The 16,144-nt window shown below is 56.4% G+C and carries 16 protein-coding genes; 9 read left to right on the forward strand and 7 right to left on the reverse strand.

Annotated elements, in window-relative coordinates:
* Window positions 1-102 precede the first annotated feature (102 nt).
* The 3 genes from ACRDCA_RS09785 (at window position 103) to ACRDCA_RS09795 (ending at window position 3,959) form a co-directional block, all read left to right on the forward strand.
* Complete coding sequence (locus ACRDCA_RS09785) at window positions 103-1,350, forward strand: dicarboxylate/amino acid:cation symporter (RefSeq protein WP_438689333.1); 1,248 nt, start codon at window positions 103-105, stop codon at window positions 1,348-1,350.
* A gap of 54 nt (window positions 1,351-1,404) precedes the next feature.
* Complete coding sequence (gene metC, locus ACRDCA_RS09790) at window positions 1,405-2,592, forward strand: cystathionine beta-lyase (protein WP_438689334.1); 1,188 nt, start codon at window positions 1,405-1,407, stop codon at window positions 2,590-2,592.
* A 158-nt stretch (window positions 2,593-2,750) separates the two neighbouring features.
* Window positions 2,751-3,959, forward strand: coding sequence for a hypothetical protein (locus tag ACRDCA_RS09795; protein WP_438689335.1), 1,209 nt, complete (start codon window positions 2,751-2,753; stop codon window positions 3,957-3,959).
* Between the two features lie 60 nt (window positions 3,960-4,019).
* Here ACRDCA_RS09795 and ridA read toward each other — a convergent pair whose 3' ends face one another.
* The 4 genes from ridA to ACRDCA_RS09815 all read right to left on the reverse strand — a co-directional run bounded on the left by ridA (window position 4,020) and on the right by ACRDCA_RS09815 (window position 7,621).
* On the reverse strand, window positions 4,020-4,406 hold the full coding sequence (ridA, locus tag ACRDCA_RS09800; protein WP_025121685.1) for a 2-iminobutanoate/2-iminopropanoate deaminase: 387 nt from the start codon (window positions 4,404-4,406) through the stop codon (window positions 4,020-4,022).
* Between the two features lie 131 nt (window positions 4,407-4,537).
* Window positions 4,538-5,002 (reverse strand): aspartate carbamoyltransferase regulatory subunit, encoded by a 465-nt coding sequence (gene pyrI, locus ACRDCA_RS09805; RefSeq protein WP_021807800.1) that lies wholly within the window; start codon window positions 5,000-5,002, stop codon window positions 4,538-4,540.
* 12 nt (window positions 5,003-5,014) lie between these two features.
* Window positions 5,015-5,950, reverse strand: coding sequence for an aspartate carbamoyltransferase (pyrB, locus tag ACRDCA_RS09810; protein WP_438689336.1), 936 nt, complete (start codon window positions 5,948-5,950; stop codon window positions 5,015-5,017).
* A 429-nt stretch (window positions 5,951-6,379) separates the two neighbouring features.
* Entirely contained in the window at window positions 6,380-7,621 is a 1,242-nt protein-coding gene (locus ACRDCA_RS09815; RefSeq protein WP_438689337.1) for an amino acid deaminase, read from the reverse strand.
* Between the two features lie 193 nt (window positions 7,622-7,814).
* Between ACRDCA_RS09815 and ACRDCA_RS09820 the strand changes: the two genes are divergently transcribed.
* The 6 genes from ACRDCA_RS09820 to ACRDCA_RS09845 all read left to right on the forward strand — a co-directional run bounded on the left by ACRDCA_RS09820 (window position 7,815) and on the right by ACRDCA_RS09845 (window position 13,800).
* Window positions 7,815-8,678 (forward strand): MurR/RpiR family transcriptional regulator, encoded by an 864-nt coding sequence (locus ACRDCA_RS09820; RefSeq protein ID WP_025121688.1) that lies wholly within the window; start codon window positions 7,815-7,817, stop codon window positions 8,676-8,678.
* A 39-nt stretch (window positions 8,679-8,717) separates the two neighbouring features.
* Window positions 8,718-10,151 carry an N-acyl-D-amino-acid deacylase family protein gene (locus ACRDCA_RS09825; protein ID WP_438689338.1) on the forward strand — a complete coding sequence of 478 codons (1,434 nt, stop codon included), beginning with the start codon at window positions 8,718-8,720 and terminating at the stop codon, window positions 10,149-10,151.
* A gap of 34 nt (window positions 10,152-10,185) precedes the next feature.
* Window positions 10,186-10,584 carry a RidA family protein gene (locus ACRDCA_RS09830; RefSeq protein WP_438689339.1) on the forward strand — a complete coding sequence of 133 codons (399 nt, stop codon included), beginning with the start codon at window positions 10,186-10,188 and terminating at the stop codon, window positions 10,582-10,584.
* A gap of 134 nt (window positions 10,585-10,718) precedes the next feature.
* Window positions 10,719-12,215, forward strand: coding sequence for a sodium:solute symporter family protein (locus ACRDCA_RS09835; RefSeq protein WP_438689340.1), 1,497 nt, complete (start codon window positions 10,719-10,721; stop codon window positions 12,213-12,215).
* A gap of 69 nt (window positions 12,216-12,284) precedes the next feature.
* The gene (locus ACRDCA_RS09840; protein ID WP_438689341.1) at window positions 12,285-13,199 is read left to right on the forward strand and encodes a 2-dehydro-3-deoxygalactonokinase; all 915 of its coding nucleotides are present in this window, start codon (window positions 12,285-12,287) and stop codon (window positions 13,197-13,199) included.
* A complete protein-coding gene (locus tag ACRDCA_RS09845; RefSeq protein ID WP_438689342.1) occupies window positions 13,186-13,800 on the forward strand; it encodes a 2-dehydro-3-deoxy-6-phosphogalactonate aldolase in 615 nt (204 codons plus the stop codon). Before ACRDCA_RS09840 ends, ACRDCA_RS09845 begins: the two co-directional genes overlap by 14 nt.
* On the opposite strand, the gene ACRDCA_RS09850 is transcribed toward ACRDCA_RS09845, so the two are convergent.
* The 3 genes from ACRDCA_RS09850 to ACRDCA_RS09860 are packed head-to-tail and all read right to left on the reverse strand — an operon-like array spanning window position 13,797 to window position 16,144.
* Window positions 13,797-14,513, reverse strand: coding sequence for an ABC transporter ATP-binding protein (locus tag ACRDCA_RS09850; protein WP_438689343.1), 717 nt, complete (start codon window positions 14,511-14,513; stop codon window positions 13,797-13,799). The genes ACRDCA_RS09845 and ACRDCA_RS09850 overlap by 4 nt on opposite strands.
* Complete coding sequence (locus tag ACRDCA_RS09855) at window positions 14,500-15,336, reverse strand: ABC transporter ATP-binding protein (RefSeq protein ID WP_438689344.1); 837 nt, start codon at window positions 15,334-15,336, stop codon at window positions 14,500-14,502. The genes ACRDCA_RS09850 and ACRDCA_RS09855 overlap by 14 nt, the downstream gene beginning before the upstream one ends.
* Window positions 15,329-16,144 carry an ABC transporter permease gene (locus tag ACRDCA_RS09860; RefSeq protein ID WP_438689345.1) on the reverse strand — a complete coding sequence of 272 codons (816 nt, stop codon included), beginning with the start codon at window positions 16,142-16,144 and terminating at the stop codon, window positions 15,329-15,331. The genes ACRDCA_RS09855 and ACRDCA_RS09860 overlap by 8 nt, the downstream gene beginning before the upstream one ends.

Raw genomic sequence — 16,144 nt, forward strand, 5'->3', positions numbered from 1 at the left:
CCCAACACCCAGGGTGGCCTGTCTTACACAAGTCACATTCTATTGTAGAGAAAATAAAAAAGTGACTTAAGTCACATGAACAATAAAAATAAGGAATTGAATATGTGGAAACGTTTAGAGCCCTACAAGTCATCATTCATTCTGCTATTTGCCTTAACGCTCGGGGGGATTGTGGGTATTTACGCGCCCGATATTGCGTTGAAATTACAGGCAATCGGTAAGATATTCCTTAACCTGCTGTTTATGATTATCGTGCCATTGGTCAGCGTTAGCGTCATGTCTTCCATCGCCAGCATGACCGACCTGAAAAAGCTCGGGCGTATCATGGGGGTGATCTTTGCCGTTTCCATTGTGATGGCGCTGATACCCGCTGCCGGTATCGTCGGCCTGGCCACCTTGTTCAACCCGGCGCAGGGCGTCACCATCGAACTGGCGGAGAAGTTTAACGCCGGTGGCGGGAGCATGGATTTTGTCAGCATGGTAACCACCAACGACTTTGTCGGGCTGCTGTCCAAATCCAACATTCTGGCGCTGATTATCATGTCCGTGATTGCGGGCATCGCCATTGGCCAATCGGGTGAGCAGGGCAAGCGGGTTTCCAACTCACTCAACGATCTCAACGTCATCATCATGAAGATTGTGTCGATCATCATGAAAGGCGCGCCTATCGGGCTGGGCTGCTACTTTGCCTCTACCATGGCCAGCCAGGACTCGCAGCTGCTGGTCACCTTTGCCAGAGCCATCGGCCTGTTCTTTGCCGCCACGCTGCTGTACTACGTTTTTGGCTCCATCTTCTACTCCTGGATTGGCGGCGGCATGCCGGCGATACGTGCCTTCTGGCGTAATGCCATCGAGCCTTCGGCCACCGCGCTGGGCACCTGTTCCTCTCTGGGCACCTTGCCAGCCAATATTCGTGCTGCCAAAGCGATGGGGATCAATCCGGAAATCGTAGACATCTCCCTACCGCTGCTGGTAAACCTGAATAAGGGCGGTGTGGCGATGATTGCCGCGCTCAAGATCGTGTTTATCTTCTCGGTGCTGGGGCTGGATTTCACGATGGAGACCTTCTTCCTGACGATGCTGATTTCCGTGCTTTCGGCGATTATCGTCGGTGGTGTGCCAGGGGGAGCTTTCCTCGGTGAGATCTTTATCGTCACCACGCTGGGTCTACCATTGGAAACCATTCCGATGCTGGTGGTGCTGGGCACCATCACCGATGCTCCGGCCACGCTGATCAACGTGATACACGATCTCAATGCCGCACAAATTGTTGAGCGCTTTGCGGGCAAAAAGCCGCAACCCGCAGCTGATAACGCCAGCCTTACGGATATGGCAGAAAAAATCGCATAAGGGTCGCAGCATAACCCTACACCATTGATAAACGAGAAAAGCAGGCAACTTATTATGACAGCTAAAAAAATAGAAACCGCCCTGGTCACCGCTGGCCGTAAGCCTCGATTTACCCAAGGATCGGTTAACCCGGTGATCCAGCGCGCCTCTTCCTTAACGTTTGATACGGTAAAGGCCAAGAAATTTGCCACCGCCAACCGCGCCAAAGGCGAGTTATTCTACGGGCGTCGCGGCACCCTGACGCATTTCTCATTCCAGGACGCGATGGCCGAGTTGGAGGGCGGAGTAGGCTGTTCGCTTTACCCTTGCGGGGCCGCTGCCGTGACCAATGCCATTCTGGCGTTTGTTGCCAACGGTGACCATATCCTGATGACCGGCGCCGCATATGAGCCGACGCAGGATTTCTGCAACAAGATCCTGAGCAAGCTGGGCGTAGCAACCACCTATTACGATCCGCTGATCGGTGCCGGGATTGCCGAGCTGATTAAGCCCAACACCAAAGTGCTGTTCCTTGAATCCCCAAGCTCCATCACTATGGAAGTTCAGGATGTACCGGCGATGGTGAAGGCAGCCCGGGCGATAAATCCTGAGATCGTCATCATGATCGATAACACCTGGGCGGCGGGCATTCTGTTCAAGGCGCTGGATTTTGACGTGGATATTTCTATTCAGGCGGGTACCAAATACATCATCGGCCATTCCGATGCCATGCTGGGCACCGCGGTATCGAATGCTCGTTGCTGGGACCAACTGCGTGAAAACTCCTACCTGATGGGGCAAATGGCCGACGCAGATACCGCCTATAACGGCAGCCGTGGGCTGAGAACGCTGGGTGTACGCCTCAAGCAGCATGAGGTCAGCAGCATCGCCATTGCCGAATGGCTGGCGGCGCGGCCAGAGGTGGAGCGGGTCAATCATCCGGCGCTGCCTTCTTGTAAGGGGCATGAGTTCTTCCAGCGTGATTTCAGCGGCAGCTGCGGGTTGTTCTCTTTTGTGCTGAAGGCTCGGCTGACCAATGAGCAGGTCGCCCACTATCTGGACCATTTTGAGCATTTCAGCATGGCCTACTCGTGGGGCGGCTTTGAGTCGCTGATCCTGGCCAACCAGCCGGAGGAGCTGAACGAAATCCGTCCGGCGGCCAAGGTGGACTTTACCGGTACGTTAGTGCGCGTTCATATCGGTTTTGAGAATATTGACGACCTGATCGCCGATCTGGAAGCCGGTTTCGCACGCCTGAAATGACCCCTCACCCTAGCCCTCTCCCACAGGGAGAGGGGACTGTACGTGCCACCGATTGACCATGAGATACAGACCGCAGGAATTTCTATTGAGAGGGGCAAGCTCCAAGTGTAGGCTAGCGTCACCGGCCATCAATATGGCTTCAATGACAAGGATACGTCATGTTGCAGAAAATCGTGCTGCTGTGCCTCGGGTTAGCCGCAAGCGCCATGGCGCAGGCAGATTGCACCCCGCAATCGCTTGAACGCCTCAATCAGGCCACCAGAAGCGCACTGACAGAGTTACAGGCCGTCAAGGAAGAAGGAGAGGAGGGCGGTGATACCGCAGTCTCCCCCGCTGCCAGCGAACAACTCCATAAGTACAAGGATGCCCTGGTGAAGGGGATCGACGGCCATCTCAGTTGCAGCCCCACAGACAGCGATGACGCCTCACTCCAGCAAACTCTGTTGCCAATGATCACACTGCCAGCGCAAGCACCAGAATCGGGCTTCTACGGCGCTGAGCCAGGTATCGAAGTCACCCGCCAGCCCGAATTCCCCGATATCGTGTTGATCCACAGTGGTTTCGCCATTCCCTGTGGTGATGACAACGTGCTGCTGGCTTATCAGCGGCGTGAGGGGAAATGGAATCGCATCCTGCGCTGGCAAAGCGACGACTACAAGACGATTTCTGGAGCCTTTGGCGACAACGTTACCTACCACCTGATCCCATCGTCACAGCAAGCCGCCCCGCCTCGATTGGTGGTGGCGCAGGGCACACCCTGGTGTACTTCCCGGTGGAGCGTGTTTCAGCTAAACCTGATCGAACTGGCAACACAGAACGCGGAACAGCGCTCGCTATTTCATACCCAGGAAAGTTATATCCGCTTTACGGATGACGACACGTCAGCCCTGCGTGTTAAAACTACGCCGCTGGGGTTTGAAGTGCGGGCAGTCGTAGGCATGCTGGACTCTGACGTGTTGACGCGCCAGGGGATTTTCCGCTATCGCATCAACGGTGAGCGGGTAGAGCGCATTCAGCCTGCGGCCATGAACGGGCGTGATTTTGTGGATGAATGGCTACAGGTTGACGACGAGACGGCGAGCCGCTGGAGTCAACCACCAGCCGTCGGCGCGCTGGCAGAACAGCACCAGTTGTTGAAAAACCGTTATGGCAACTACGGCGCGGTGCGGCTCTGCAAGGGAAGGCCGGAACGATATCAAGTCGAGATGCTATTCAGCGCCCGCGATGCATCCCACGCAAAACCTGCGCTTGTGGAGCAGCAGACTTATTTTATGATTAAACCGATCGTTGGCGGTTTTATGATGGAGTCTGTCAGCACCCAGCCTGACGCTGAATGCGCTGGCAAGGATATTATGGTTGGCCAGTAATCCCGGAATAAAAAAACGGCCAGCAAAGGCTGGCCGTATTCGATCTTGCCTGACGGCCGATTAACGGCGAACGGCGATGGCTTCGATCTCGATTTTCACGTCTTTTGGCAAACGCGCCACTTCCACGCAAGAACGCGCTGGGAAGGAGGCGTTGTGCTCGGTGAAGAAGGCTTCATAGGCCGCGTTAACGGTAGCGAAGTCGTTCAGGTCTTTGACGAACACGGTGGTTTTCACGATGTCGCCCACTTTCAGGCCTGCGGCTTCCACGATCGCCTTCACGTTGTCCAGTGACTGGCGCGCCTGAGCGGCTACGTCATCGGGTACGGTACCGGTTTTTGGATCGACCGGGATCTGGCCGGAGGTGATGATCATGCTGCCCAGGTCAACGCCCTGCACGTAAGGACCAATGGCGGCTGGCGCGAGTTCAGTGCTGATATTACGTGACATTTAATCTCCTGATATTCCGTTGGCATTTCAAACGGGAGTTTGAAACCCTTGGAGTAGAGTTATTTTCAGAAACTCCATTATAAGGAGTGGCCGCCAGATTAACAGCGCCACTCCCGGCAAAACGGACGATTTTAGTCGGTTTGCAACACCACTTGGTGATCGAACTCTTTCTCGCAGTAACGACACTTCAGATGCACTTCCCCTGCATGGGATTTGACGCTGAAACTTGAAGCCACCGGTTCGCTGCGGCTGATGCAGTTGCTGTTCGGGCAGGTCAGCACGCCATCGATATGATCGGGCAGGCTGAGGGTCAGCTTGCGCACCACTTCATAGTTATCGATACGGTTGACCGTGGCCTTGGGGGCGTACATCGCCAACTGGTTGGCTTGCTGTTCGGTCAGGAAGGTGTTCTCGATCTTGATCAGATCCTTGCGGCCCAGCTCTTTGGAGGGCAGATTCAGGCCGATGGTGATGCGCTGATCGGTGGCGGTCAGTTTGAACAGCGAAAGCAGCTTAAAGCCGATTTGCGCCGGGATATGGTCGATCACCGTGCCGCACTTGATCGCTTCAACCTGGAGTTTGTTATCGTGAGTCATGACGGTTCCCCCTTAAAGAGCCAATTCTGCGTTTAAAACCAGTGCCAACAGCGCCTGGCGGGCGTAAATACCGTTGCCCGCCTGCTGGAAATAGTGGGCGTACGGCGTCTTGTCCACTTCAATGGCGATCTCATCAATGCGTGGCAGCGGGTGCAGCACTTTCATATTGTCGCGGGCACCGGCCAGATCCGAGGCACGCAGGATGAACTGTGCCTTCACGTTGGCGTATTCGGACGGATCCAGGCGCTCTTTCTGCACGCGGGTCATGTACAGAATATCCAACTCCGGCACCACTTCTTCGATGCTGTTGTGGCGGCTGTAGGAGATACCTTTCTCGTCCAGCATCTTCAGGATATAGCCCGGCATTGCCAACGCTTCCGGCGCGATGAAGAAGAAGTGGTTACCTTCATATTTTGCCAGCGCCTGGGTAAGCGAGTGGACGGTACGGCCATATTTCAGGTCACCGACCATGGCGATATTGATATTGCTCAGGCGACCCTGGGTTTCCTGGATGGTGAACAGATCCAGCAGCGTTTGGGTTGGATGCTGGTTCGAGCCGTCACCGGCGTTCAACACCGGGATACCGCCAGCGAATTCAGCGGCCAGACGAGAGGCGCCTTCCTGCGGATGACGCATCACGATGGCATCGACGTAGGTGCTGATCACCGAGATGGTATCGGCCAGCGTTTCGCCTTTTTTGCCGAGGGAGGTGTTGCTGCTGTCGGAAAAGCCGACCACCGATGCCCCCAGGCGCTGGATAGCGGTCTCAAACGACAGACGGGTCCGCGTGGACGCTTCAAAGAAGCAACTGGCGATCACCTTGTGCTTGAGCAGCTCCGGCTGCGGGTGGGCTTTCAGGCTGGCAGCGGTGTTGAGCACCAGTTCCAGATCTTCACGGCTGAGATCGTTGATAGAGATGATGTTCTTGCGATACAGCGGATTGGCCATGTTCACTCTCCTCGACACTTGCCCTTGGCGCGGGGCTTTTCAATGTAATAGCAATGCTTTGGACAAAAAAAAGCCCCTCAACGAGGGGCTTTAAATGATGATTGCTGCAACAGGGGAAATAACGGCAGTTGCCCGCCGATTGGCTGGCGGTTTTGTCGAGTGTGGCAAACAAAACAATGCGCGATTTTCATGCTTTCTCCTGGCAAATTGTCGCGCATTATACTCGCGCTTTTTTTCTCTGCAAGCGTAAAAACACCACTTTTTGCGATTAAGCAATCGATTGGCTGGCTGGTTCAGTGCCAGTGGTTCATCTTTGCCAAAAAGGAGGGGGGCTGGCACGGGGTCGTACTCAGACGCAGGGGCTAATTTGTAGCACATACGGTCCCCTCTCCCTGTGGGAGAGGGTTAGGGTGAGGGGCTAGCCAATGCTTAGAACGCGGTGTCCAACTGTTCGATCACGTTGTAGTCGTCGTCGATTAAAAACAGCGTCTTCCATTTATCAAACGTCAGGCACGGATGTGAGGTGGCGAACACCAGAATATCGCCCACCTGTACGTCGCTATCTGGTGGGCAAGTCAGCATGGCGTGCTGATCCATGATGCCGATGGTGGTGAGGCTCGTAATGTCGCCTTCTTGCGGCAAACCGTTACGATAATGGGCGATCGGCTGCGGCAAACCGGCGTCAAAGGCGGCATCGCGCTTGCCAAAGTTGACGATGATACGGCCCGGTTCAGGTACGGACTGCACCAACGCCACCAGTTCCAGCGCAGAGGTTAATTCACCTGCCAGATCGCAAGCATAGCTATCGCGAGCCAGTATGGCGTTCTGCGCTTCCTGGTAGATGCCTTGGTCGTGGGTGATATAGCAGCCTGGGCGGATCACGACCCGGCAGTTGTCCGGCAGGCTTTCGCTGCCCCAGACGTTGCATACCACGTCATACCAGGAAGAACCGGCTCCGGTCAGGATCATCTCTTGGTCGGCGAAACGTTGCTGTTGGTGTAACTCACGCAGTAATCCGGCGGCCTCACGCAGGAATTGCTCGATCTTCGGTTGGGCATCATCGCCGTGCATCACGCCTTCATACAGCTCAATCCCTCTCAGGCGTAGGCCAGATAGCGTAGCGATCTCCTGTGCCAACTGTTGTGCCTGTGCCACGCTGCGGCAACCGCATCGGCCACCGGGTACGCCCAGCTCCAGCAGGATATCCAGCGTTTGTCCACGGCCACTAAAGAACTCGTCCAGCGCCAGCGCATTGCTCAGGCTGTCAACGCAGCAATAAAACGTGGCGGACGGGTGCTGTTCCTTGAGCTCGCTAATCAACTGCATGTTGGCTTTGCCCACCAGTTGGTTGGCCATCAGCACCCGTGGCAAACCGGCTTCCATCGCCACTTTGGCCTGCCAGGCCGACCCGACACCAATCGCCCAGGCACCGTGCGCCAGCTGACGCTGGAAAATCCAGGGGGTCATGGTGGTTTTACCGTGGGGGGCCAGGGAAACGCCACGCGCATCGGCATAGCTTTGCATCCAGGCAATGTTGTTTTCCAGGCTGGAACGTTTGATGGCTACGGCCGGTAGGCAGACGTCTTCATGCAGCAGGTTGGCGCTACCGTCTGCGGCCTGGAACATCACGGCCGCTTTGTGGCTGATTAAATCGTCGTTTTGGTATTTCATAACATTATCCTTGGTTGTTCTATCTTGTTTTAGATACAGGTATCTATGTTTAACTATATGATTTAAATGTTTTATAAAAATTAATATTGCGTATTTGGGTACAAAGTATCAGTTTTAGATCTGCTTTTTGTGTAGTCTTCCACTGTTTTGGCAGCTTGTAAATGGCAGAATTTAACCACTATGAGGTTGGGTCATGAGTATTGAGATCGACATCATCTCGCGCATTACCGAACGATTTATCGAACTGAGCGGCACGGAAAAACGCATTGCCCAGTTCATCCTAGATGACGTAGCGGCGGTAACGGCCCTGCCGATTGCCGAGTTTGCCCGGCAAGCCGGGGTGAGCCAGGCTTCAATCACCCGCTTTGCCAAGGCCGTAGGCTGCAAAGACGTGCGTGACCTGAAGGTGAAGCTGGCGCAGTCGCTGGCGGTGGGGCAGCGTTTTATTCACGAAGAGCCGGATCTGGAAGGCATTCAGGGCATTTATGAAACCATCATCAATGTGCTGAACATCAACCGCCGGGCCATCGATGAATCCGCGTTGGCCAAAGCCGTCGACTGGCTAAGCGGCGCACGCCAAATCCTGGCGATTGGCATGGGCGGTGGTTCCACCATCTGTGCTGCGGAGGTGCAACATCGTCTGTTCCGCCTGGGGCTGCCGGTGATTGCCCAGAGCGATGGGTTGTTGGTGCGCATGATGGCTGCTGCGGTCAGTAAGAATGACGTGGTGATCGCGCTTTCGCTGGGTGGGTATACCCAGGAGGTCGTGGAGAGTGCGGCGATCGCCCGGCAATACGGTGCCAAAGTGGTGGCGATTGCCCCACCGGACACACCGTTAGCCCAGCAAGCTGATGTGCTGCTCGGCCTGGTCGTTCGGGAGAATGATTACATTTATAAACCCAGCACCTCGCGCTATGCCATGTTGGCGATGGTGGACGTGCTGGCAACAGAGTTGGCAATGGCGAATAAACGCCAATCCAGGGATCGGCTGCGGCGCATCAAACTGGCGCTAGACAGCCATCGCGGGGGGGCTAATCGGCAACCATTAGGTGACTAGATCGGGTCACCCCTGCGACAACCAGAAGGGCTAAGACGCATGCAGTATCAGTATTTGTTCAAGAATGTCACCGTGGTAGACGGCAGCGGCGGCCCAGAATACCGGGCAGACGTGGCGGTGCAGGGCGATCGTATTGTGGCCATAGCGCCAGCGATTAACGCTCAGGCCGAAGTGGTGATCGACGGCACTGGCCGCGTGCTGTCGCCGGGGTTTATCGATGTGCACACCCACGATGACACCAACGTGATCCGCATGCCGGAGATGCTGCCAAAAATCTCGCAGGGGGTCACTACGGTGATTGTTGGCAACTGTGGCATCAGTGCGGCAGGAGCAATGATCGGCGAACGGGTGCCAGATCCGATGAACCTGCTGGGTGAAAAAGAGCACTTTGTCTACCCTACCGTGGAAGCCTACCGGCAGAAAGTGGCCGAGGTATGCCCGGCGGTGAACGTAGCGACGCTGGTGGGCCACACTATGCTGCGTAATAACCAGATGAGCGATCTGTATCAAGCGGCCAGCCCGCAGGAGATCGAGGGCATGCGTGTTCAACTGCGTGCGGCATTGCAGCAGGGGGCGTTGGGATTAAGTACCGGCTTGGCCTATGCCACCGCCTTTGCCGCGCCGACCGAAGAGGTGATGGCGCTGGCGGAAGAACTGGCCGCGGAGCAGGGGATTTACACCACCCATCTACGTTCCGAGTTTGAGCCTATTCTGGAGGCGATGGATGAAGCCTTCCGCATTGGCCGCCACGGAAAAGTGCCGGTGGTGATTTCGCACCACAAATGTGCCGGTGCCAAGAACTGGGGCCGCACCAAGGAAACGCTGAAGCTGTTTGACCAGGTGCGCCAGAGCCAGGATGTTTCCTGCGACTGCTATCCCTATTCGGCCAGCTCATCGACTCTGGATATGAAACAGATCACCGATGAGTTCGCGATCAATATCACCTGGTCAGAACCGCATCCGGAAATGGCTGGTAAGTTGTTACAAGAGATCGCCCAACTGTGGCAGACGGATATCCACAGCGCGGGTAAACGCCTGATGCCAGCCGGAGCGATTTACTACAACATGGACGAGCAGGACGTGCGGCGGGTACTGAGCTACCCGGTGACCATGGTAGGCTCTGATGGTTTACCCAACGATCCGATGCCGCATCCCCGTCTGTGGGGCGCTTTTCCACGAGTATTAGGGTATTACTGCCGTGAGCAGGGGCTGTTCCCGTTAACGGTCGCGGTGCACAAGATGAGCGGCATGTCGGCGGCGCGTTACCAATTGCCGCAACGCGGCTTGATCAAGGAAGGGTATTACGCCGATCTGGTGTTGTTTGATGCGGAGACAGTGAAAGACAGCGCGACGTTCAGCCAACCGCAGCAGCCCGCCGAGGGGATTGAGGCGGTGTGGGTGAACGGCGTGAAAAGCTATCAGCAGCAGGCCGTAACGGGCCAGCGCGCCGGGCGGTTTATCTGCCGCCAGTGATTAGCTCTATCATAATAATGGATAAGGAGAACACATGACGATTAAACGCTACGGCGCAGCAGGCGCTACCGGCACTGGCGGGCAACATCTGCCCTTTTCCCGCGCGGTAGAAGCCGGTGGTTGGCTGTATATTTCCGGCCAGACGCCGATGACCAACGGCGAAGTGGTTGAAGGTGGCATTGTCGAGCAGTCGCGGTTAGCGATCCAAAACTGCCTGGATATTATGAGCGAAGCCGGTTACGAGCTGAAAGACGTGGTGCACGTCAAAGTGATCCTGACCGACGCACGTTATTTCCAGTCGTTTAATAAAGTCTTCAGCGAATTCTTTACCGAGCATCCACCGGCACGCATTTGTGCCGTCGCCGATTTGGTAGTGGATTGCAAAGTTGAAGTCGATATTACCTGTTATAACGCTGCACGCATTAATAAATAAGCACATTTCTAAAATATAAATATAGGGGTGGTTTTTACCACCCTTAAAAATAATCATCTGATTTATTTCAGATGAGGCACGCTATTTCTTTATCTTTTATTTCACCAGTATCCTACACTGACAGGATGTGAGCGATGAATAATTTATCTTTCCTTATCTGGTTTGCCGTATATGCCCTCGCCATGATAATTCTTGGTTGGTATGTTTCACGTCATCAAAAGAATGGTGATGATTTCCTGCTGGGTGGCCGCTCTTTGCCGATGTTCCTGACGCTGGGCTCAACGGTCGGGACCATGGTTGGCACCGGCTCAAGCGTGGGTGCGGTAGGCTTTGGCTATCTGAATGGTTGGGCCGGCATGCTCTACGGCATTGGTGGTGCGATTGGCATTTTATTGGTGGCCTGGCTGTTTGCACCGGTCAGAAAAATGCGTTTCATGACCATGAGCGAAGAGATCTCTTATTATACCGGCGGCAGTAAGATCGTTAAAAATGTCGTGGCTTTGCTGATATTTGTTGCCTCCATCGGTTGGCTCGGGGCACATATTTTAGGGGGCGGGTTATATTTGGCTTGGGCGAGCGGGATTGATATTAACGTCGCTAAAGTGATTATTGCTCTGGCCTTTGTGGTTTACGTCGGGATTGGTGGCTATTCTGCCGTGGTGTGGATCGATACCATACAGTCGATTGTGTTATTCCTCGGCTTTATTTTAATGGCCGTGTTGGCGGTACAGCACGTCGGCGGTTGGGAAAATATCAAGCAAGCGGTGGATCCGGCGGCACAAAGCCTGTTTGCCATCGATAAGCTGGGCATACTGCCGGCATTCTCCCTGGCCCTGGTGATCGGCGTGGGCGTGTTAGCAACGCCTTCCTATCGTCAGCGTATCTACTCGGCCAAGACCGTTTCGTCGGTGCGTCAGTCATTTACCATTACCGGCATCCTGTATCTGTTCTTCTCCTTCCTGCCGGCCATCATTGGTATGGCGGTCTGGACGATGAACCCGAATCTGGAAAACAGCGGCTTTGCCTTCCTGTTTGGTACCCAGGTACTGCCTCACGTGATTGCCATGGCGATCCTGGTGGCGGGCATGTCGGCGAATATGTCGTCCGGTAGTTCCGACGCTATTGCCGGCGTTTCTATTATCCTGCGCGACCTCTATACGCTATTTACCGGGCGTATGCCGGAAGAGCAGCACGCCATCCGCCTTTCGCGCATCTTCCTGGTGCTGGTGATCGCCCTGGCGCTGGTCTTTGCCCTGACCTCCAACGACATCATTGGCTATATCACCAAGATGATCTCGATGATCATGTCCGGCCTGTTTATCTGCTCGATCCTCGGGCGTTTCTGGCATCGCTTTAACTGGCAGGGGGCCATCGCAGCGCTGATTGGCGGGGCGGCCACCTCGATGGCGGTGCTGATGAACAGCAGCTGGCTGGCCTTCTGGGGCAACCCTTGCTTCCCATCCGTGATGTTCAGCCTGCTGGCGGCCGTGGTGGTCACGCTGCTGACACCGGCCAACCAGATGAGCCGTGAGGAAGCGCTGGATATGATCACCCGTGAGCGGGAAAACCGCCCGATCATCAAGGTGCCATTGGGTAAAAAAGCGGGGGTTACGGCGACACGAGACTGCTGATTTGCTACGTAGGGGGCGTAGCATGCTGCGCCCAATTGTTACCCGTAATTCCAGCATCAGAGGTAAGACATGAAGGCCGATTATATCGCCGTCGATTGGGGCTCCAGCCAGCTTCGAGCCTGGCGGATAGCAAGCGGAGAGTGCACGGCACAGCAGAGCGCTCCGCAAGGGATCAAATTTGTGGGTTCCGGGCAGCATGAAGCGGTATTGAGAACGTTGTTAGCGCCCTGGTGGCAATGGATGGTGGCCGAGCAGGTGCCGGTATTGATGGCGGGGATGATTGGCAGCGATAGCGGTTGGTTGGACAGCGGCTATCAGGCCTTGCCGCTGGAGGTGAGTGCGATTGCCCAGGGCTGTATTCCCGTGCCTACCTCATTGCCGATCCAGCTGTGGCTAAGGCCTGGCCTGGCATTGCGCCGCAAGGATCGGGCGAATGTGATGCGTGGCGAAGAGGTACAGCTGCTGGGCGCTCTGGCGTGCTTGCAAGCGGATATCTATCTGTTCCCGGGCACCCACAGCAAATGGGTAAAGCCAGTGCGTAAAGCGGATGAAATCACGATTGACAGCTTTACCACGGCGATGACCGGCGAGCTTTATCAGCTGTTGTTGCAGCACAGCCTGTTAGGCAAAGGGCTGCCCAGCGAGGGGGAGTTCGACCAGCCAGCGTTTACTCGCGGTGTGGAAGAGGCGCTGCAAAGCGACGAAGGGCTGATTAACCGCCTGTTCTACGCCCGTTCGCGTCGGATCCTGGGCTATATGCCGCCGGAGGCGGTGGCCTCGTGGTTATCAGGGGCGCTGATTGGTGAAGAACTGGCGCAACTGGCTCGCCGTTGGCCAACCAGCAACACACTGGCGCTGGTGGGTGATGCTCCACTGACCGGCCATTACCTTACCGCCTGCCAATTGGCGGGGTGGCAGGCAACGGTGCTCGATGCACAGACCGCGATGTTAAACGGGTTCAGGAGGATTTATGCAGCCTTGTAAATTGCCGCTGGTGGCGATACTGCGTGGGATCACCCCGGAAGAGGTGTTGGAACATGCCCGCAACCTGCTTGCAGCCGGGTTCGAGATGATTGAAGTGCCGACCAACTCACCGCGTTGGCTGGAAAGCGTGGAGTTATTACAACAGCATTATGGCAACCAGGCCCATATCGGGGCCGGAACGGTGATTGATGACGAAAAGCTGGACCAGCTTATCGCCAGCGGTGCGCCGCTGATGGTGACGCCGAACACCAACCCGGCGCTGATCCGCCGTGCCAAAGCGGCCGGATTGATCACCTGCATCGGGGCCATGACGCCCAGCGAAGCGTTCGCCGCCTTGCAGGCTGGGGCGGATATTGTGAAGGTGTTCCCTGCCGCCATTATGGGGGCAGACTATGTTCGCGCGCTGGTGAGCGTACTGCCGAAAACTACCCAGTTGTATGCGGTGGGCGGTATCACCCCGGATAATCTGGCCGAGTATCTGGCGGCGGGTTATCAAGGGGCGGGGTTGGGATCGGATCTGTATCGGGCAGGCCAAACGGCAGAGGTTACTCTGCGTCAGGCGCAGCGTTTTGCCGCCGCCTGGCATGCCGCTATGGCTTAATCCTGCATATGTTCTCCGGCCTGCAAGGCAGCCCGGTCATAATGCTGTACGATGTGGCCGCTCGCCATCAGGGCGGCCCGTTCGGACATATGGGCAATCACATCGCCATCGTGGCTGACCAGCAGGTAGGTCATACCGTGCTCGCGCTTAAGATGGTTAAGCAGGTTGAGGATCTCTGCCTGCACCGACATATCCAGCGCCGAGGTCGGTTCATCCAACAGCAGCAACTTAGGTCGCAATAGCAGTGCACGGGCAATGGCAACGCGCTGGCGCTGCCCGCCGGACAACTGATGAGGATAACGCTGTGCCGTCGCTGCATTAAGCCCGACCTGCCGCAAGGCTTCATCGATCCGCGCCGGAATGTGTTTTTCGCCGTGGATCTTCAACGGTTCACCCAGCGTGCGGGCAATCTGATGCTGCGGATGTAACGAAGCATAGGGATCTTGAAATACCATCTGCACCTCGCGGCGTAATTGGCCGGTGAAACGCTGCATCGGTTGGAGGGGTTGGCCAAGCAGTCGTATCTCACCGCGCCATTCGCGTTGCAAACCAGCTAGTACGCGCAGCACGGTGGATTTGCCACAGCCGGAAGCGCCAATCAGGCTGAAGGTTTCCCCCGCCTCGACGTCAAAACTCACCGACTCCACGGCAATCTTATGGCCGTTCCCCTGCGGAAAACTGACCTGTAAGTTTTCAATTTCAATCAGTGCCATGTTCACCCCGGCTAAAATCGATGCTGCGATCCAGCACCGGCAGATCCTGGCCATAGGTGCTGGCATTCGGGCGACAGGCCCACAGCGTGCGGGTGTAAGGATGGGTCGCTAGCGGCAGGTTGGCTGCGATCCCCTGATCGACCAGCTTGCCCTGATACATCACCAATACTCGATCGCAGCGTTCGGCCACCAGCGGCAGATCGTGGCTGATCAGCAATAGCCCCATGTTACGCCGCGTGGTTTGTTCGACGATCAGATCGAGGATCTGATTGCGTAATTTGGCATCCAGCGCCGAAGTCGGCTCATCGGCGATCAGCAGTTGCGGATCGTTGACCAGCGCAATCGCCAACATGGCACGTTGCCCCATGCCGCCGGAAAGTTGGCCGGGGTAGCTATGATAAAGGCTCTCGGGTAGGCCGACGGCGGCCAAGGCGTTTAGCACCCGCTCATGGCGATCGGCCCGGGTCAGCGCGTTATGTAGCACCAGGGATTCCTCGATCTGCTTGCCAATGCTACGCACCGGGTTTAACGCATAACGAGGATCTTGCAGCACCATGGCGATCTTGGCACCGCGCACCTCGTTCCACTGGCGTGGTTGAAGCTTCAGCAAGTCGGTTTGGCGGTAGTGCAGCTTGTCGGCGGTGACGATGCCCGGTTTACGCACCAGCCCCATCAGAGCGCGGGCGGTCATGGATTTGCCGGAACCGGATTCTCCCACCAGCGCCACTTTCTCCCGGCCAATGCTGAGAGACAGGCCATCCACCACCTTGTGGCCGTTGAATTCGATACTCAGGTTGTGTGCTGCCAACAGTGGCTCAGTCATGATGCGGGTCCAGTAAGTCGCGCAGGCCATCGCCCAGCAGGTTAAACGCCAGGCTGCTGATCAGGATCGCACCGCCGGGGATCGCCGCGATCCACCACTGATCGAAGATCACCTGCATACCGTCAGCCACCATCGATCCCCATTCCGCCATCGGCGGTCGGGCACCCAGCCCCAGAAACCCCAGACCGGCGGCGGCCAGAATGATCCCCGCCAGATCCAGCGCTAACCGAACGACGGCGGAGGGCAGGCACATGGGGAGAATATGGCCCCACAGCAGGCGCGGCCCCTGAATGCCCATCATCTCGGCGGCAGCCAGGTAGTCGCTTTTACGCAGCAGTTGGATCTCGGCTCTGGCCTGACGGGCATAGGCGGGCCAGGTAGTGAGCGCCAACGCCAGCGCGCCATTGACCAGCCCCGGGCCGAGCATCGCCACAAAGGCGAAGGCCAGGATCAGCCGTGGCATCGACATCACCACGTCGGTAAAGCGCATCAGTACGCGCTCCAGCCAGCCGCCGTAGTAGCCGGACAGTACGCCAATCAGCAGGCCGAGCGGTAAAGTGATCGCCGTGACCAGCAATACCAGCCCAAGGGTCGGGCGAGTGCCGTAGATCAGGCGGGAAAGCACGTCGCGGCCATAGCTGTCGGTGCCAAGCCAGTGGCCAGCTCCCGGCGGTAATAAGCGGTTGGCGGCGTTTTGCCAGTTGGGATCGACGGGTGCCAGCCAAGGCGCGAACAGCGCAATCAACACCAGTAACAGCAGGATAAAGGCTCCGCAGCTGGCGGAAGGTGAACGTTTAAGTATTGTCAT

Origin of the sequence: Serratia sp. (in: enterobacteria) (assembly GCF_051654945.1) — a bacterium.
Lineage (GTDB): Bacteria > Pseudomonadota > Gammaproteobacteria > Enterobacterales > Enterobacteriaceae > Chania.